The following is a 19,854-nucleotide window of genomic DNA, read 5'->3' on the forward strand; positions in this document are numbered from 1 at the left end:
GGAACGATATCACATAGACGGATGCAGGTCTCCAGTGCATTTCGGCGCGCTATTTTCCTCCGTTAACGTTAGGTCATGATCCCTTACGCTCGGCGCCTGCTGGCGGATAAATTGAACGATCGGCGAGAAGGTGTCAAGACATTTTGGTGGCGCCGAGTCGGATTCGCTCACGACCGCCCGAACTTCGGTGATGAGCTGACCGCGCGACTCGTTCCAGAGATATCGGAGATTTCCTGCACGTGGGCCCATCCTAAACGGAGCGAGTTCATCGGGGCTGGTTCGATCCTCGAGATGGTGCAGGCGGCTGGGGCCCCCCGTGGATTGAAAGTGTGGGGTAGTGGGTTCATACAGGAGCCCAAACGTAAGCGTAAGTACGACTTCCCGGACTTCGACTTCTATGCCGTACGAGGGAAGCTGACTCTGGACCGGGTCCGCGCCGACCGGCGAGTGGCCCTCGGCGACCCGGGCTTGCTCGTCAGCAGGGTCTACCAGCCGGCGCCGGTCGTTCCGGGGCGGGTCGGCTTCGTCTACAACCATGAACACAGAAACGACCGGATTCTTCGCGCGCTGGCCCAAGCTGGACGAGTGGCGACTATCGACCCTTTGAGAGATCCGCGAGATGTGATCGTAGATATCACAAAGTGTGAATTCGTTTTCGCAACCAGTCTTCACGGCCTCGTCGTCGCCGACGCGTTCGGCGTGCCGAATGCGTGGGTTGCTTTGAAAAAACCACTCGGCGGCGGACGTTACAAATTCGAAGATTACTATTCTGCATTTGATGGCAATGCCGTGCAGCACAATGCTGCGATTGTGGAAGACGCTGACGCGATACAACAGCTGAAGGACGAATACACAGGGGTTCCCAACCTGCGGGTGCTGCAGGACGAGCTCTTGGCGGCATTTCCGTACTCGCCTGGACAGCAGGACGCGATCGAGTCGGCTCCCGGTCGTGCGGGCCGCGTCGATGGGTCGGCTCCCACTGGGATCTGATTTCCCGGGAAGGTACTCGAGCCAGGCGACCCCTCGAAGAGGACTCCGGTGCCCGGGCGCCGTCACCAGCAGACCGGACGGATGTCTTAGCGCGACGAGGCCGCACCAGCGTGAGGCCGTACTATCGTGAGGTCGCCGCCTGTCGGTAACCGCGTAGAGCAGGAACCGCGCACACCACCGTGATAGTCAGCGCCCACGCGATCACCTTGAGCATGTTCTCCGTGATCGGTCCCCCGGATGCGAGAGCACGCATGACCTCGATCGCAGGCGTCATCGGCTGATTCTCGACAATCGGCTGGAGCCAGGTCGGATAGGCCTCCACCGGACTGAACCCCGAGTTGAAGAACATCAGCACGCTCGACAGAAGGGACAGCATGGGTACAAGTGTCACGCTGGGCCGAACGTTGACCGCGACCGACAGGACGAATGTCGAGTAGGCGATCCCGAACATCAACGCGACACCGATTATCCCGATCGCCGCAAACGGGCCTTGCGTGAACCGGAACCCGATCAGCATTCCCGCCAACAGCAGGAGGACGGTTGTCACCACGATGCGGACCACCTCGCAGAGCACCCTGGACGTGAGGTCGGCGGCCCGATGGATCGGAAGGACGTAGAGCCTGCCGAGAAGTCCTGTCCCTCGCTCCTTGTTCAACCTGACGGCGCTCGCCAAGGACCCGAACATCGCGCTCACCAGGATGACGAGGGGAACCGTGCCGTAAACGCTGTCCTGGCCCGTCGCCTTTCCGACGGCATCGCCGAGGACCACCTTGAACATGAGCATGGTCAGCGCCGGCATGAGCAAAATCTGAAGGACCGTGGCGCGGTCCCGGACGAGGACGGCCAACTGGCGTCCGGTGAGGACCAGAGCCTGGTCGAGCAATGCGCGCGGTGACCGTTCGCCGGCCATCTCCGACGGCTCGGCGCCGCCGGCGGGAATCGGTGGATTCATCGTGTGAGTCGTCATCGAGCGATCTTCCGAACTCCGAGAGACATGAGCACGACCGCCAGAACCGCCAGTCCGACGCACCACCACAGCGAAGGCATCAGGATCTCACGCGTTGCGGTTCCTTCGTTCAATGCCCGCATGGCTGTCGCGAATTGCGATATCGGTTGATTGCGGACGAAGGGCCCGATCCAGTCCGGGAACTGGTTCTCGGGAACGAAACCTGTCGACAGCATCCCGAGTATCAAGATCGGTAGGGACAGCGCCTGACTCGTGGCTTCCGGACTTCCCGCGAGAAGGCCGATGGCGTCGGCGAGAACCGCGACGAGGAGGCCGACGGCCGCCGCGATGGCGAAGAGTCCGAGAGTCCCGGACACTCCGCCTTCCGCGCGCCACCCGATGACCAGGCTCGCCAATGTTGCGCAGACCAGTGAAATTGCGAGCAACACAGCGTTGACGCTCAAGCGTGCTAATACCGGAACAATCAGGGGCATCGGCATCGTCCGGAAGCGGGTGCTGATCCCCTTGGCCCCATCGAAAGCAGACCGCATCGCCGCAGACGACGCCATAAACCCCACTGCCTGCAATGTGATGATCGGCATGAGGAACTGCGCGTAATCCATTCCCGGGGTTGCGTTCATGATCGAGCGGAGCGGTAGGTAAAAACACACCGCCAAGAAAACAGGTGATATGAGCGCAAACAATACTTCGCCGGTACGGGTCATTCCGGCCAGGCCGCGAACCGTCAAAGCCCACCACTGGCCAAATGCGCTGATTCGCTCAGGAATCGCGTCGATCTGAATCGTCACGTCGCCGTGCTGTCTCGTGCGGGGTCGGTTAGCGACAGGAACACCTCGTCAAGGGACGGGCGTCGCAGCGCGATGTCGGAGAGCTCGATTCCCTCTGCGGTCGTCCGTCGGACAATCTCGACGAGCGTTTCCGCGCCGTGGGGTGCCGGCACCGCCACCGACAACTCGCCTCCCGAGTCGTCGTGGAGCGCGGAGAAGCCGCCGGTGTCGTCGCTGTCGATGATCGGCAAGCGTGCGGCCGGCGTGCGTGTCGGACCGATGAGATCGGCGAGTATTTCGTGGAGTCGGGGCAGGTCGTGAACGTGCTGGGGCGTGACCTGGCAGTACGAAGCGCCGGTCTGCTCCTTGAGCTCGTCCGATGTACCCTCAGCGATCACCCGGCCGCGATCGATGACCACGATCCGGTCGCTCAGGGCATCTGCCTCCTCGAGGTACTGCGTGGTCAACAGAGTGGTGACCCCACGGTCTCGAAGCCCGTTGACGAGACTCCACACTTCCTGCCGGCTTCGGGGATCGAGCCCCGTCGTCGGTTCGTCCAGGAACACGACCTGCGGCATTGTCACGAGGCCGCATGCGATGTCGATGCGGCGACGCATTCCGCCGGAGTATTCGCGGACGCGTCGCCCGGCCGCAGCAGAGAGGCCGAACTGGTCGAGTAGTTCATCGGCGCGAGCCCGTGCCTGGCTTTTCTTCAATCCCAGTAGCCTGCCGAACAGGACCAGGTTCTCCTGGCCGGTCAGCGATTCGTCCAGGGCGGCGAACTGTCCCGTCAGCATGATCGACCGGCGCACGGCTGGTGCGTCCTTGACCACGTCGTGACCCGCAACTGTGGCGGATCCGCCGTCCGGCGCCAGAAGAGTGCACAGCATGTTCACCGTCGTCGTCTTCCCCGCTCCGTTGGGTCCGAGTAGCGCGACGATGGAACCTCTGGGGACCGAGAAACTCACGCTCTCGACCGCGACCATGTCCTTGAACTTCTTGTGGAGGCCGTCGACACCGATCGCGATCACGGAATCTGCCGGCGGTTTCGCGTGCCGGTCCTGCGTCTCCCGGTTCTCGGGTGAAGGGTCGTCAACGGCGACCGTACGGGCCTCTGGCCGCGACGACGCAGGGGCTGGTGGGGCCTGCTGGGGCGCGGTGGACAGGTTGTGGTCCGGCGGATCGCCGGACCACACCGACGCCGGTGCCGGGGTGACGACAGGATCCCCGGACCAGCCCTGGCCGGAAACCGCGCTGTCGGTGTGGAGGGTCCCGGGTACGACAGATGAATGACCTGCGGTCGGGAGAGATGATTCGGGGGCGAGGGAGGGCTGCTGCCCGTCGTTCGCCTCTACCCGGACGCCGAACCCGCCGCGAGGCGCCCGTTCGCTCGTCGGTCGAGCGTCGAACCATGGAGACGGCTCGTGGTCTTGGCGTGCGTGACGCCCTGCCCGCGGACGCGATGGAGACGTAGCGCCGGGTTCGCGTGAGTCGGCACCGTTCCCTGGAGCGGTATCGGCCGGCTGGGGCCGGGGATCACCACGCCACGAGTCAACCGGGCGGGTGCGGTTGGATGACTCGTGTCGCCCCTGTGACACGTCGGACATGTATCTCCTTTTTCCGGCTCCCCGCGGAATCCGCCGGGTCGCCTCTCAACATACGCAGTCGTCAGGCAGCACGCGATCACCTGCGTGTCGTGGCGGGAGTAGTGCCAGAGGTCGAGAGGGGCACGGGCACCGGAACGTTGAGGTGGTCGGCTACGGGATAACGTGGAGGTTCGTAGTTGATTGTTTCAACGGTTGCCGCCAGGGCATTCGTCACATGCCGGATGACGTCGGCTCCAACCGGCGCGTCCATCGGTCGAATGTCACCCGGTGATGTAACGCAGGGAAGCAGGAATCCGAACAAACCACGTGGCGTTCGAGTGCATGGGAGTGTTGACCGCGGAAAATCGGATGATCACGGTTGATAGTTGCGAATCGACGGCGAGGCCGTGGTTGAGTTACGAACTGGACTATACGAAGGGGCGACTGAGTGACATCGCGTGTTACCAATTTGGTTCCGTATGGCTCATAATCAGGAGTTCGTGTGTCCGAATTGGTCACAAGTGACCATGAAATGTCGAGAGATGAGGCGCACCACGTGCACGATATGAACCCGGCGGGAGGTCCGACACAGCCGTCGAAGGTGCCGCTGACCGCGGCGCAGCGCGGAATGTGGTTCGCCGAGCGGCTCTCCTCCGGCTATTCGGTCAACATCGCGCAGTACCTCGACGTCAGGCACGCACCCGGAGGCTTCGACCAGAAGCTGCTGCGAGACTCGCTCGAAGAGGCATCGATCGCCAATCAGTCGCCCTACCTGCGAATCCTCGAGGAGGACGGCGAGCCCTACCAGATAGTGGACCTGGACAACTGGGGCCATGAGATGACGTATGTGGACGTGCGCCACGAATCGGACCCGTTCGAAGCGGCCCGCCGTTGGATGCACGACGATTACCAGCGTCCCCTCGATCTCGCCACCGATCCACTCGTCGTCACGTGCCTGATCCGTGTATCGGACGAGCGCACATTGTGGTACACCCGCGGTCACCACATAGTGATCGACGGTTACGGGGCGCTGACACTCATCCGCCAGACGGTCGAGATCTACAACGCGAAGATCGAAGGCCGCGAGTTCGACGAGAAACCGCCCGCAACCATCGCGGAGATCGTCGCTGACGACGAGAAATATCGCGCGTCCTCACGTCGCCAGACCGACGGTGAGCACTGGCGGGCCCGGACGGCCGACCTGCCCGAGCGCGTCACCCTCTCGACTCGCGGCGCCACAGCTCCGCTGACCCCCGTCAACCTGGTCTCATCGACCACGCTTCCGGCCGACGAGCAACGCCGTCTCGAGGTCCGCACCTCCGAACTCAACACGTCGGCCGCGGTCGTCCTCACAGCGGCGTTCAGCGCGTTCCTGGCCCGGATGACCGGGAAGGACGATGTGGTACTGACCCTCCCGGTGACCGGCCGCGCCAGTGCGAAGGTCAAACGCGGAGGCGGCATGGTCGCCAACCTTCTGCCGGTCCGGACCGCCGATGTCACCGAGGGCTCCGTACGGTCGTTGATCGAGAAGGTACAGATCGAACTGACCGGCGCACTTCGTCATCAGCGGTACCGCATCGAGGACATCCGTCGGGACGCGGGCCAGCTGGACTCGGCGTCGGCGTCGTTCGGCCCCGTCGTGAACATGATGTTCTTCGACAAGCCGATTGCGATCGCCGGTGCGACCACCGGTTATCACATCCTGAGCTCGGGGATTCTCGAGGACATGCTGCTGAATCTGTACCAGAGCAGCCCCGGTGCGCCGCTGGTGATAGACCTGCACGGCAACCCCGGCCTATACACCCAGGACGAGTTGGATGCGCTCCATTCCCGCTTCGTCAATTTCCTCGGCGAATTCCTGCGGCCCGAGGCCACGGATCGTCCGGTGGACGACATCGCCATCCTGACCGATTCCGATCGTCGTCTGCTCGAGACGCTTCCCCGCCCCGTCAGCCCGACCGCCAACGCCGACCGGACGATCATCGAGGTGTTCGGCGAGATCGCGCGACTTCATCCCGATCGGGGTGCGGTGACCGATTCTTCCGGCGTCACCCTCACCTATGGCGAGCTCGACGCCCGTTCCGATGTCGTGGCCCACGGCCTCGTCGCCCGTGGCGCGGGGCCGGGTGCGCTGGTGGGTGTCGCGACCGCGCGCGACGCGGGTCTGGTCGTGGCGATCATGGCCGTCCTCAAGAGCGGTGCGGCCTACCTGCCGCTCGACACGACCAATCCCGAGGACCGGTTGAGTTACATCGTCGGTGACGCCGCACCGGTTTGCGTGATCACAGATGGTCAGGACGGCGCGTGGCTCGGCGATGCGCCCGCGGTCACGCTGGAGCAGTTGACCGAATCCGGGCCCGGCGCATCGCCGTCGGCGGGAGTCCACTCCGGCAGTGGTGCCTATGTGATCTACACCTCGGGCTCCACGGGGCGTCCCAAAGGTGTCGCGGTGTCGCACCGTAACGTCCTCACTCTGCTGGACGCCGCGAACGAGGACTTCGACTTCTCGCCGGAGGACGTCTGGACCGTATTCCATTCGTACGCATTCGACTTTTCCGTGTGGGAGATGTTCGGTCCGCTGCTGAGCGGTGGCCGGACGGTGATCGTGCCGCGCGACGTGGCACGGGCTCCCGAGGAGTTCTTGGCGCTGTTGGACCGCGAGCGGGTCACCGTTGCGTCGCTGACCCCGTCCGCGTTCTACGTGCTCACCGACGCCCGGCGCCGGGCGCCGGCACATCTTTCCCTGCGGTACATCGTCTTCGGCGGTGAGGAACTGCGGTTTGACGAGGTCGCCCGCTGGTATGACAGCTTCGGTGACGACATCGCGCTGGTGAACATGTACGGCATCACCGAGACGACGGTGCACGTCACGTTCCGGCCGCTGGATCCAGAACTGGTGCGCGGATACAGCGGCAGCATGATCGGGCGACCGCTGTCGTCCTTGGCGCTGAAGGTCCTCGACCGCCGACTGCGTCCGGTGCCGCAGCATGCGGTGGGTGAGATCTACGTCGCCGGTGAGCAGCTGGCTCACGGCTATCGGGGTCGGCCCGGTCTGACCGCCACCCGGTTCGTCGCGAATCCCGATGGCTCGGGAACGAGGCTGTATCGCACCGGTGACCTCGGGCGTCGCATCAATGACGATGTCGAATACCTCGGTCGCGCCGACGATCAGGTTCAGCTTCGCGGGTTCCGGATCGAACTCGGGGAGGTGGAGACGGCACTGCGCGGGGTCGATGGAGTCACCGCGGCCGCGGCGGTCGTCGTCGACGGCAACGAGAGCGGCGGTGCCAAGCTCGTCGGATATGTCAGTGTCGAAGAGGGTTCGGCGCTCGACGCGCCTGCCGTGCGAGAAGGCGTCCGCAACCGCGTCCCGCAATACATGGTCCCAGACGTCGTGATGATGGTGGACGCCCTGCCGTTGACGGCGAACGGCAAGCTGGATCGCCGGGCGTTGCCGGCGCCGGTCCTCGCCGCGACCGCCGAATACGTCGCCCCCGAGACCGAGACCGAGACCGAACTCGCGGCACTGGTCACCGACGTCCTGCAGGTTCCGCGCGTCGGGATGCGGGACAACCTGTTCTCGGCCGGCGGGGACTCGCTCGACGCGGCCCGCCTGGCGGCGCGCATCCGCGACAATTTCCACACGTCGCTGCCGCTCAGCGAACTGTTCGAGAGCGAGGATTTCGCCGACCTCGCCCGTCGTATCGACCGCGCCGGTTCCGTACGGCTGCCCTCGGCAGCCGCCCGCGTCAAAGAACGTCCGGCGGTCCTGCCGCTGTCACCGGCGCAGACCCGGCTGTGGTTCATCAACCGGATGGATCCCGAGGCCGCGACCTACAACATGGCGGGCGCCGTCGCACTCGGGCCAGGTCATGATGCCGAGGCACTGCGCGCGGCCTTCGAAGCCGTCGTCGCGCGACACGAGCCGCTGCGTACCCGGTATCCCGCCGTGCACGGTGAGCCGACGCAGGAGATCCTGGATGTCGCCGACGTCGTCGGCGACATCATCGATCAGGTCCGCCGGGTCGCCGACGATGAGATCGACACCGTCATCGCCGAGGTGTCGGCCACCGGTTTCGACCTGGTTCGTGAAGTTCCCGTCCGGTGTGCCGTGATCGAGTCGCCATCAGGTCACACCGTGGTGATCGTCCTGCACCATGTGTGCGGCGACGGCCTGTCGCTGACCCCGCTGGTCCGTGACCTGATGCACGCCTACGACGCGGTGAGGCGCGGTACGGAGCCGGAATGGCAGCCGCTGCCGCTCCAATACGTCGACTACACCCTGTGGCAACGAGACGTCCTCGGCGATCGTGCTCAGCAGGGCTCGGTGGCCCATGACGAACTGGAGTTCTGGACCACCGAGCTCGCCGGACTGGACGACATGGTGGACCTCCCGACCGACCGCCCGCGCCCCGCGGTTCCAACCGGGGAAGGTGCGTACCTGGACCGCGAGATCGGCACCGATACGGTCTCGGCCATCGCGCAGCTAGCGGCCCGCAACCGGTCCACCCCGTTCCACGTGCTCCATGGCGCGCTGTCGGTGCTTCTCTCAAGGCTGTGGGGCGGCCAGGACGTGACCGTCGGGACGGCAGTGGCCGGCCGGGACGATCCTGCCGTCATCGACCTGGTCGGCATGTTCGTCAACACGGTGGTACTGCGGAGCCAAGTCCGTGCGTACGACTCCGCAGACGAGATCGTTGCGAAGAGCCGTCAGGTCAGTGCCCGCGCCCTCGCACACGCTCACGTTCCCTTCGAGCAGGTCGTCGAAGCCGTCGCACCCGAGCGCGCCCTGAACCATTCGCCGCTCTTCCAGGTGATGATGACCTGGAACCACGACCGCCTCGGCGCGGTCGAGGGCGGCTTCGGCGCCCGATTGCTCGACGCCCGGGTGCCTGCCGCGAAGTACGACCTCCACATCGCTTTCACCCAGGTCGATCGTCCCGACGGGTCGCGCATCGTCGCGGAGTTCGGTTATGCGACTGATCTCTTCGATCGCTCGACGATCGCCGAGGTCGCCGCGGAGTTCGAGCGCGTCCTGAACGCGATGGTGTCGAATCCGACATCACCGGTCGGTCGCATCGATCTGCTGGACGCGCGTCGGGCCGCCGAGGTGACGGCGGTGGAGGCGCCGGCTCGCCCGCGCACCTTCCGTGACGTCCTGGGGGATGCGGCCCGGGAACCGGGCCGGTCGGTGGTTGCCCTGTCGGGGGACACGACCGTCACCCGGGAGGTCTTCGAGGCACGGACCAACCAGATCGCGCGTGAGCTCATCAGGCTGGGCGCACGTCCGGGCGACGTCGTGGCAGTCGAGATGCGCCGATCGGTGTTGTCGATAGTCGCGACGGTTGCGGTCATCAAGTCGGGTGCGGCCTTCGTGCTCGTCGACCCGACCTATCCGGCGGATCGTCGCGAAATGCTCCTCGAGACCGCTGGTGCGCGAATCGGCCTCGCCAAGGCCGGGCACGCACCGACACAGCGCACCGGTATGCAATGGCTCGAGCTCGACGGTCCGGGCACCGAGATGCAGGTCGCCGGGCACAGCGGTGCACCCATCTCGGATTCGGAGATGCCGGTACCTGCGGGTCTCGACCATCTCGCGTACCTCGTGTTCACGTCCGGATCCACCGGCCGCCCGAAAGCGACGGCGGTGAGCAATCGCCAGGTGGCGAACCTCGCGGTCAGCGCGTTGAAGCGTTTCGGAGTCGATTCGCAGAGCAAAGTCCTCCACGTCGCCGCACCGAGTTTCGACGTCTCGATCCTCGAACTGCTGTTGGCGATGTGCGCCGGCGCCGAACTCGTCGTGGCGGGAGCAGACGACTATGCGGGTGCGGCACTGACGAAGGTGATCAACGACGGTGGTGTCACCCATTCGATGATGACCCCGTCTGTGCTGACGACGATCAACCCGGCCGACGTCCCGACGCTGCAGACGATCATGGCCGCCGGTGAAGCGTGCAGCGTGGAACTGGTCCGTCGCTGGGCGGGCCGACGATTCTTCAACGCGTACGGGCCCACGGAGGCGACGGTCATCGCGACAGTGGACGGCCCGATGTCCCTCGACGACCACGTGACCATCGGCCGGGCGTGGACCGGCGTCGGAGCCCTGGTCCTGGACTCCGCACTGCGCCCCGCCCCGGATGGGGTCGCAGGCGAGCTCTATCTCACCGGCGATCAGGTGGCGCTCGGCTATCTTCACCAGACGCCGTTGACCGCAACGCGTTTTGTGGCCAACCCGTTCGGTTCGGGACGGATGTACCGAACCGGCGACCGGGTGACCCGACGTCCCGACGGACGCATCGTCTACCACGGACGCAACGATTTCCAGATCAAGATCCGTGGTCTGCGCATCGAACCCGGCGAGGTGGACGCCGTGCTCGAGGACCATCCGGACGTGGTCACCTGCCTCAGCGTGGGCATGCCGGGACCGGGCGGGGAGACCCTGCTGGTCACCTACGCGACCACGACGCCCGGGTCCTGGGTGGGTCCGGATGCGCTGCTGGAGTTCGCTGCCGAGCGCCTGCCGCGTCACATGGTCCCGCACACCGTGGTGCTTGTCGACGAGTTCGAACTGACCCCGGTGGGCAAGATCAACCGCAAGGCACTCCCGCCTGTCGACCTGAGCTCGACAGCCGAGTACGTCGCCCCGCGGACCCAGATGGAGTCGGTGATCGCCGGGGTGTTCGCCGAGGTGACCGGCGGGGACCGGGTCGGTGCGACCGACGACTTCTTCGGTCTGGGCGGCACGTCGTTGTCGGCGGTGAAGGTCACCACCCGTCTCGGGGAGGTGCTCGACCGCACCATCTCCGTCCGGGAACTCTTCGAAGCCGCCACGGTCGCGGAGCTCGCCGAGCACCTCTCGACCCCCGAGGCGGGCGAGGCACCGCCGCCTCTGCGCCCGCGCAGCCGGGCCGAGCTCGTTCCGGTGTCGACGATCCAGCGCGGCATGTGGCTGCTGAACCAGGCCGCACCCGAGTCCGCCGCGTACAACGTGGCGCTGGCCCTGCGTGCCGAGGGTGAGTTCGACCACGAGGCGATGCGGCTGGCGGTCATCGACGTCCTGACGCGGCATGAGTCCCTTCGCACCACCTACCCGATGATCTCGGGTGAACCGGCGCAGGTGATCATCCCACCGGAGTCGGTGGTGGGTCAGATGGACTTCCGGACGATCCGGGTCGAGGGATCTGTCGAGGCGGCCATCGCAGCCGTGACCGGCGAAGGCTTCGACGTGACGAGCCAGCCGCCGGTTCGGGTTGCAGTGCTCGAGGTCTCGCCGACCGACCACGTGCTCGTCGCGGTCGTCCACCACATCTGTGGTGACGGTTCCTCGATGGCACCGATGGCCCGTGATCTGATGGCGGCGTACACGGCGCGTCGTCACCGTCGCGCGCCCCAGTGGTCGCCGTTGGAGGTGCAGTATGCCGACTTCACGTTGTGGCAACTGGAGAAGCTCGGCCGGGTCAACACCGACGGGCGTACCGAGGCGCAGTCCCAGCTCGACTACTGGACGGGCCGGCTCGCCGGTGCGCCGGAAGTGATCACCCTGGCGACAGACCGCCCGCGGCCGAAGACGCCATCGTATGAGGGTGGTCTCGTCGAGTTCGAGGTCGAGCCCGAACTCGTGCGTTCGCTCGAGAAACTGGCACGGGAGAACAACAGCACCCTGTTCATGGTCGCGCACGCAGCCTTCGCAGCCCTTCTCACGCGGCTCTCCGGACAGGACGAGGTCGTCATCGGCACGCCCTATGCCGGACGAGACGATCGGGCACTCGACGATGTCGTGGGCATGTTCGTCAACACGCTGGCGCTACGCACGCGGGTGGAGCCCGACGAGACCTTTGCCGGCCTGCTGGAACGGGTTCGCCGTCAGGATCTGGCCGACATGGCGAACGCAGACGTGTCCTTCGAGACGATCGCATCGGCGGTGCTGCCGGCGCCCCCGACAGCCTACAATCCGATCTACCAGGTCATGTTCGCATTCCAGAATCTGGAGTTCCCCACCATCGAACTCGAGGGCCTGCGGGTGTCGCACATTCCCGAGGAACTCGTCAGCGCGAAGGTCGATCTCCAGCTCACCGTGTACCCGGCAGGGTCGCCCGCCTGGGGAGATGCCGACGGCCCCATGCGAGGCCAAATCCACTACGCGACTGACTTGTTCGACGCTGCGACGGTGGACAAGCTGGCACAACGATTCGTGCAGGTTCTCGAGGCGGTGGCCGCGGACGTCGACTGTATAGTCGGAGACATCGTGATCCACACCCTTTCCGAGCTCGTCGACTCCGCCGAAGACAGCCGTGTCGACCTGAGTCTTCCGGCGCTGGTGGCGTCGGCGGCACAGCTCGAGCCCACTGCCGAAGCGATCGAGAACAACGGCTCGCAGATCCAGTTCGGGCAGTTGTCGTCGGCGGCGACCGCGATGATGGGCGTGATCCCCGGTTCCGATGAAGATGCGGCGCTGACGATGGCGTTGATGAGCAGTGTGCCCGGCCTGGCGGCCCAGGGGCCGGCAGCGCTCGACACCGTCCTCGCGCAACTACGTGACAACGCCGAGCGAATCGTGAGTGCGGGCCGACCACAACAGACCACTACGCAGTGACCGCCGCTGAATCAGGAGGATCAGAAATTTCTCGTCCATGGGGATCCAGCCCGGCGACACTGAACCTGGTGGCTTCCGCGGCCGCCCTCGATCCGGACGCCACCGCATTCGAAGGTGCGGCGGGTCCGGTTGCTTTCGGTCAACTGCACGCCCAGGCGTCGATGACCGCCGGCATCCTGGCGGCGCAGGGGCTCGATTCGGAGGCCGCCGTCGCGGCCGCGGTAACCGGTCTGGTGGTGGCACCCGGGAGTTCACCCGCCGAGATGGCGACTGCGACGCAGCGAGCGATCTCGACCATCCGGGATTCGGCGTCAGCCGTGCTCGGAACCGACGACTGGGCGAGCCTGCCCGGGGTTTTCCGGTCGTCCGTGCACCGTTTCGGCGATCGCGTCGCGGTCACCGATTTGGAGGGCGTGTCCCTGACCTACCGGGAACTGGACGAACGCTCCAACCGCGTGGCGGCGGGCCTGGTGGCGGCCGGTGCCGGTCCCGAGAAGCTCGTCGGCGTCGCGCTCAGCCGTGACGCCGAACTGATCGTCGCACTTCTGGGCGTCGTCAAGTCAGGTGCGGCATACCTTCCCCTGGATCGATCGCATCCGATGGAGCGGCTGCAATCGGTGGTCACCGATGCCGAACCGGTTCGGATCATCACCGACGCAGACACCGCGAACGACTGGCGTTCGGAGTTCGACGTCGATTTGTGCACGGTGGAGGAGATCTCCACCGCCGAGGGGCACGAGCGTATCCCGGCTCGGATCGACCCGCGCCATCCCGCTTATGTGATGTACACGTCGGGGTCGACAGGTAAGCCCAAGGGCGTGGTCGTGCACCACGAGGGCGTGATCCATCTGATGTCCGCGATGGAGCAGATGTACGAGTTGTCCGATCGCGATGTCTGGGCGATGTTCCAGTCGTACGCGTTCGATGTCTCGGTCGCCGAGATCTGGGTGTCGCTGATGTTCGGCGGTCGTCTGGTGGTCCTCGACTTCTTCACCACGCGATCGCCCGGCGATTTCATCGACGTCGTCAATCGCGAGCGGATCACCTTTGTCAACATGACGCCGTCGGCGTTCTACCAGCTGGCCGCAGCGTTGCGCCCGCCGGCTCTCGGCCGCCTCGCCGGCTCGCTCCGCTACCTCGTGCTGATGGGCGAGGCCCTCGACTTCGAACAGGTTAGACGCTGGTACGAGGACCGTCAGGAGATCGACGGCGGGACCGGTCCCGAGCTGAACAACATGTACGGGCCCACCGAGGTTACTGTTTACGCTACGCGACGCGACTGTACTCCCGAATTCGTCTCTCGCACAGCGGCATCGGATATCGGCGGTGCGCTTCCGGGGCTGACCGCGCATGTCCTCGACCGACGCCTGGCACCCGTTCCCGAGGGCGTCCCCGGCGAGCTCTACCTCACCGGCCCACAGGTGACTCGGGGTTATCTGGGACGTTCGGAGCTCAATGCCGCGCGGTTCGTGGCGAATCCGTTCGGCACCGGCGACCGCATGTACCGAACCGGTGACGTCGCCATCGTGCGCGGGGACGGACTGGAGTATCTCGGCCGCAGCGACGCGCAGGTCAAGCTCCGTGGTTTCCGTATCGAACTCGGTGAGGTGGAGGCGGCGCTGATGGCCGCGCCGGGCGTCAACGCCGCGGCCGCCGCCGTCCGCCAGCGGGAGAACAAGCTCGACTATCTCGTCGGTTACGTGACCGGTGCCGGTGCGGATGGCGCCGAACTCGACACGGCCGCAGTCCGTTCCGCGGTTGCCGAGCTGGTTCCCGACTACATGGTGCCCGACGTCATCATGGTCCTGGAACAACTGCCGCTCAACGTCAACGGCAAGCTCGACCGGGCGGCGCTGCCCATGCCCGCGCTCGACAAGGCCACGGTCGAGTTCGTCGAGCCGGCCGACGAACTCGAGCGACGGCTGGCCGAGGTGTTCGCCGAGCTGCTCGGCGTCGAGTCGATCAGCGTCACCGAGTCGGCCTTCAACCTGGGCGGCAACTCACTGGTCGCGGCGCAGATCGCCGCTCGCGCAACCGAGGTCCTCGAACTGCGGGTCGGCGTCCGGGACATCTTCGAGTGCCCGTCGGTGCGGACCCTCGGTGAGCGGGTCCGCGACCGCGCCCACGTCGAGATCCCGGAGCTGACGGTGATCGACCGTCCCGGGGATATTCCGCTTTCTTATGCGCAGCAACGGCTCTGGTTCCTGGCCGAGCTCGAGCCGGAAAGCGGGGTCTACAACATCCCGCTCGTCATGCGGTTCTCCGGTGTGCTCGAGTCCCGGCACCTGGCGGCGGCCATCGACGACGTCATCCGTCGGCACGAGGCGCTGCGCACCCGGTTCCCGTCCGTCGACGGTGTCCCGCAGCAGTTGGTCTGCGAAGTCGAGGACACCCCACCGGATGTCGTGGTCGACCCGCCGGTGCCGGTGGCTGCGCACGCGATCGACGAGACCGTCGACGCGCTGGTGCGTGCCCCCTTCGACCTGCACGCGGCACCGCCGCTGCGGGTGCGGTTGCTGCAGCTGTCGCGCACCGAGTACGTCCTGGTCTTCGTCGTTCACCACGTCATCGCGGACGGCGCCTCGATCGTGCCGCTCGCACGTGACGTGATGGTGGCCTACCGTGCACGGCACGGTGGCTCGGCACCCGACTTCGACAAGCTCCCGGTCCAGTACGTCGACTATGCGCTCTGGCAACGGGACGTGCTCGGTGATCCGGCCTCGACCGACACCGTCGCGGGCGCACAGCTGGCATTCTGGCGAGACGCCCTCGCCGGCGCGCCCGAGATCATCGACCTTCCGCTCGACCACGTTCGTCCGCGTGTGCAGACCAAGCGTTCCGCGCGCCACGCGTTCACCATCGGAGCGGGAATGGCAGCCGAGCTCGAGGAGCTCGCGCATCGCCATGGCGTCTCGCTGTTCATGGTGCTCCATGCGTTGTGGCTCGTGGTCCTGAACCGGATCACGGGCAGCCACGACATCAGCGTCGGGACTCCGTACGCCGGTCGTGGAGAGCGTGCGCTCGACAATCTGATCGGCATGTTCGTCAACACTCTGGTGCTGCGTACGGAGTTCGAATCCGACACGCGGTTCGACGAACTCCTGCGAGTCGTCCGCGACCGCGATCTGGCTGCGATGTCGAACGCCGATGTGCCGTTCGAGCTGGTCGTCGATGCCTTGCAGGTGCCGCGATCCGAATCGCACGCACCGCTGTTCCAGGTGGCTCTGGCCTTGCAGGACGCGACCGCGACCCAGTTCGAATTGCCCGGAGTGGCAGCGGAATTCGTCGACCAGACGCGCGCGCTGACCGACTACGATCTCAACATCACCTTTGTCGAAGGGCTGGCAGGGGAGCAGGCCGGCGGTGATTACCTCTCGGGCACGATCGATTTCGCGGTCGACCTGTTCGAGCCGTCGACGATCGCCCGATTCGTCGACCATTTCGAGCATGTGGCGCGTCAGGCCGTCGACTCACCCGACCGGCCGGTCCGTGACTTCGACATCATGGAGGCGGCCGGCCGCGACGCGATGGTGGTCGCCGGGCCCGACGCCGCTCCGCCGGTGAACCTGTCGGAGATCTTCCGCGCAGCCGCCGTGCACCGCGACCGCCCCGCTGCGGTCATGGGTTCGGCGCAGCTCACCTATGGCGAACTGGACACGGCATCGACGGCGTTGGCGCACAGGCTGATCGCCGCGGGCGCGGACCTGAGCGGCCGGTCATCAGCGCGCTTCCCCGGGGCCTGGCGGGGCAGATCGTCCTGTGGGCGATCGCCAAGACCGGTGCGGTCTACTGTCCGGTCGATCCCGGGTATCCCGCCGAGCGGATCGCCGCGATCGTGGAGGACTCCGGTTCGACGATCGGCGTAGTCGGACGTTCACACCACGCCGCGATGCCGGCGGGGCCGAACTGGACGGTGCTGGACGACGACCTGGACACGCTCCTGCGAGCCCTGCAAGGGGAGACCGGCAGCGCACTTCCCGAAACAGGTGTCCTCACCGCGGATTCCGCCGCCTATCTGATCTTCACGTCCGGTTCCACCGGTCGTCCCAAGGGAGTGGTGGTCACCCACCGCGCCCTGGCGAACGTCGCCGATCTGGCAGCACGGGACTACGGCCTCGCCGCCGGGTCCCGCATGCTGTCGGTGAGCTCGCCGAGTTTCGACGCCTCCGTCTTTGAGTATCTACTCGCCTACGGAAATGCGGCAACTCTCGTCCTGTCGCCCCCCGACATCTACGGCGGGCCCGAACTCGCGGACATGATCGTCGCCCATGGGGTCACCCACGCCGTGATCGTGCCCAGCGTCCTGGCCACCCTCCCGGAACTCCCGGCGCAGGCGCTCCCCGTCCTGATGACCGCCGGCGAGGCGTTGCCGGAATCCGAGATCGCCCGGCGCACACTGGGACCGGACTCCGGCGGCCGGACGATGTTCAACCTGTACGGCCCGTCCGAGACCACGATCATCGCGACCGGCACCGGACCGCTACGGCCCGGTGCGCCGGTCACGATCGGTGCGCCTGTCCAGGGCATCACGACCCTTGTGCTCGACGAGTCGTTGCGGCCTGTCCCCATCGGAGTGGTCGGCGAGCTCTACCTCGCGGGTCCGCCGTTGGCCCGCGGATACGCGCACCAGCCCGCCCGGACCGCCGAGAGGTTCGTCGCGAACCCGTTCGGTGCCACAGGTGAGCGCATGTACCGCACAGGCGACCTCGTGCGATGGACCTCGTCGATGACCCTCGAATACGTCGGTCGTTCCGACTTCCAGGTCAAGATCCGTGGTCTGCGAATCGAACTCGGTGACATCGAGGCTGCGCTTCGTGACCTGCCGGAGGTCGCGTCGGCCGTCGTCGTCGGCATACCGACCCCGGCAGGTACCCGGCTGGCCGCGTATGTGACCGCCGAACCCGGTCGTTCGGTGTCACCCGACGATGCGCTCGCCGCCGTGTCGCGGTCGCTGCCGCCGTACATGGTGCCCGAGGCGCTCGTCGTCCTCGACTCGATCCCGCTCAACCCGACCGGCAAGGCTGATCGAAAAGCGCTGCCGCAACCGGAATTCCGCTCGACGGCCGAGTTCGTGCCGCCCGCTGATGAAGCCGAACGGCTGGTCGCGGCTGCATTCGCCGACGTGCTGGGTGCCGAGGAGATCAGCGTCGCCGGGTCCTTCTTCGACCTCGGCGGCAACTCGTTGTCGGCAACTCGCCTCGCCGCGCGCGTCGGCGAGGCCATGGATGCCGAGGTGTCGGTGCGCATGGTCTTCGAGCGCCGACAGTGCGCGATCTGGTGGCCCGGATCCGTCCCGGGAGCGGAACTCTCGAACCGATCGTCGCGGGGCCGCGGCCCGACCGGGTCCCCCTGTCGTTCGCACAGCAGCGCGTCTGGTTCATCAACCGTCTCGACACCGCTTCTCCCGCATACAATCTCCCCGCGGCTCTGCGACTCCGCGGCAATCTCGACGTAGAGGCCCTCCGGGGGCGATCGGCGACGTCCTGGCGCGGCATGAGGTGCTGCGCACCGTCTTCCCCGCAGTGGAGGGCGTCCCGTACCAGTCCGTGCAGTCGGTTGCCGACGCCCTTCAGGGACTCGACTTCGGGGTCGTCGACGGCGAGGCCGACTTGTTGAAGGCGGCGATGACGGGCTTCGACGTCACCGTAGATCTGCCGATCCGGGTACGCCTGCTGCGCGAATCCGAGGACACGCACCTGCTCCTGGCAGTCATCCATCACATTGCCGGCGACGGTGAGTCGATCGGCCCGTTGGTACGGGACATGGTCGTCGCCTACCAGGCCCGCCGGGACGGCGGTGCTCCCGAGTTGCCGCCTCTGCCGGTTCAATTCGCAGACTTCGCGCTGTGGCAGCGCCGGGTCTTCGGCGACGTCGACGACCCCACTTCGGTGCTGGGTTCGCAACTGGCGTATTGGGAGCAGCAGCTCGCTGACCTACCCGATGTCATCGAGTTGCCGACGGACCGGCCGAGGCCTCCGGTGGCGTCGCTTCGCGGCGAAGCCATCGACTTCACGGTTCCCGCCCACACCGCTTCGCGCATCGCCGATCTCGCCCGTGCGTACGGCGTCACCGAATTCATGTTGACCCATGCGGTCCTCGCCGTGCTGCTGTCCAGGCTCACCGGTTCCGGCGACATCGCCATCGCGACGCCGATCGCCGGCCGCGGCCGGCAGGTGCTCGACGAACTCGTCGGCATGTTCGTCAACACGCTGGTGTTGCGTACCCGGTTGAGCGAGGACGACGGATTCGAGGCCGTTCTGGACCAGGTCCGCGCCACCGACCTCGATGCGCTGGCGCATGCGGATGTCCCTTTCGAGTACCTCGTCGAGCGGCTCGACCCGGTGCGTTCGGAAGCGTTCGCCCCGCTGAGTCAGGTCATGCTGTCGTTCGATCAGCACGACTTCGGACTGACGGGGGAGCCCGGCGTCGGGCTCGTCGCCGAGTTGCCCGGCCTGACCCTCGAGACCGTCAATCCCGGTACCGACTCGGCGAAGGTCGATCTCACCTTCAGCGTGGGCACCGCGACGCAGGACGGTTCATGGCGCGGTCAGATCGTCTACGCGACTGACCTTTTCGACGGTCCTTCGATCGAGGCGATCGCCGGCACGTTCGTCGCACTCCTCGACGATCTGACGACGGATCCGTCGCTCACCGTCGGTTCCGTCAGCCTGCTGTCGGACACCGCTCGCGCCGATCTGGTCTCTGTGTCGACGGGTGAGTCGCGGGAGTTGGTGCCGGAGACGGTTGCTGATGTGTTGGCGGCGGGTGTGGCTCGTGATCGGGATGCGGTGGCTCTGGTGTTCGAGGGCCGGTCGGTGTCGTACGGCGAGTTGTCTGATCGTGTGGCGGTGTTGGCGCGTGCGTTGATCGATGCCGGTGTGGGTCCGGATGTGGCTGTGGGTGTGTGTGTTCCGCGGTCGGTGGACATGGTTGTGGCGATTCATGCGGTGG

At 66.1% G+C, this 19,854-nt stretch carries 9 protein-coding genes and 1 pseudogene; 7 read left to right on the forward strand and 3 right to left on the reverse strand.

Annotation, left to right across the window (positions count from 1 at the left end):
• Positions 1–75 precede the first annotated feature (75 nt).
• Positions 76–990 carry a polysaccharide pyruvyl transferase family protein gene (locus tag BJF87_RS23630; protein WP_075864018.1) on the forward strand — a complete coding sequence of 305 codons (915 nt, stop codon included), beginning with the start codon at positions 76–78 and terminating at the stop codon, positions 988–990.
• A gap of 121 nt (positions 991–1,111) precedes the next feature.
• Here BJF87_RS23630 and BJF87_RS23635 read toward each other — a convergent pair whose 3' ends face one another.
• The 3 genes from BJF87_RS23635 to BJF87_RS27270 are packed head-to-tail and all read right to left on the reverse strand — an operon-like array spanning position 1,112 to position 4,331.
• The gene (locus BJF87_RS23635; RefSeq protein WP_187346539.1) at positions 1,112–1,957 is read right to left on the reverse strand and encodes an ABC transporter permease; all 846 of its coding nucleotides are present in this window, start codon (positions 1,955–1,957) and stop codon (positions 1,112–1,114) included.
• On the reverse strand, positions 1,954–2,745 hold the full coding sequence (locus BJF87_RS23640; RefSeq protein ID WP_075864020.1) for an ABC transporter permease: 792 nt from the start codon (positions 2,743–2,745) through the stop codon (positions 1,954–1,956). The genes BJF87_RS23635 and BJF87_RS23640 overlap by 4 nt, the downstream gene beginning before the upstream one ends.
• The gene (locus BJF87_RS27270) at positions 2,742–4,331 is read right to left on the reverse strand and encodes an ATP-binding cassette domain-containing protein (RefSeq protein WP_084813256.1); all 1,590 of its coding nucleotides are present in this window, start codon (positions 4,329–4,331) and stop codon (positions 2,742–2,744) included. The genes BJF87_RS23640 and BJF87_RS27270 overlap by 4 nt, the downstream gene beginning before the upstream one ends.
• Positions 4,332–4,875: 544 nt before the next feature.
• Here BJF87_RS27270 and BJF87_RS23650 point away from each other — a divergent pair.
• The 6 genes and pseudogenes from BJF87_RS23650 to BJF87_RS23670 form a co-directional block, all read left to right on the forward strand.
• Complete coding sequence (locus BJF87_RS23650; RefSeq protein WP_139319583.1) at positions 4,876–12,903, forward strand: amino acid adenylation domain-containing protein; 8,028 nt, start codon at positions 4,876–4,878, stop codon at positions 12,901–12,903.
• A gap of 263 nt (positions 12,904–13,166) precedes the next feature.
• Positions 13,167–16,769 carry an amino acid adenylation domain-containing protein gene (locus tag BJF87_RS23655; protein WP_262339131.1) on the forward strand — a complete coding sequence of 1,201 codons (3,603 nt, stop codon included), beginning with the start codon at positions 13,167–13,169 and terminating at the stop codon, positions 16,767–16,769.
• A pseudogene (locus BJF87_RS23660) lies at positions 16,652–17,911 on the forward strand (amino acid adenylation domain-containing protein); the annotation flags it as partial. The gene BJF87_RS23655 and the pseudogene BJF87_RS23660, both read left to right, overlap by 118 nt.
• A 63-nt stretch (positions 17,912–17,974) precedes the next feature.
• Positions 17,975–18,358 (forward strand): acyl carrier protein, encoded by a 384-nt coding sequence (locus BJF87_RS27045; protein ID WP_262339132.1) that lies wholly within the window; start codon positions 17,975–17,977, stop codon positions 18,356–18,358.
• Positions 18,253–18,519, forward strand: coding sequence for a hypothetical protein (locus BJF87_RS27275; RefSeq protein ID WP_396246872.1), 267 nt, complete (start codon positions 18,253–18,255; stop codon positions 18,517–18,519). The genes BJF87_RS27045 and BJF87_RS27275 overlap by 106 nt, the downstream gene beginning before the upstream one ends.
• On the forward strand, positions 18,402–19,854 hold a 1,453-nt coding region (locus BJF87_RS23670), incomplete at its 3' end, for a condensation domain-containing protein (RefSeq protein ID WP_158037588.1). The genes BJF87_RS27275 and BJF87_RS23670, both read left to right, overlap by 118 nt.

This window comes from Gordonia sp. CNJ-863, from assembly GCF_001942325.1.
Taxonomy (GTDB): Bacteria; Actinomycetota; Actinomycetes; order Mycobacteriales; family Mycobacteriaceae; genus Gordonia; species Gordonia alkanivorans.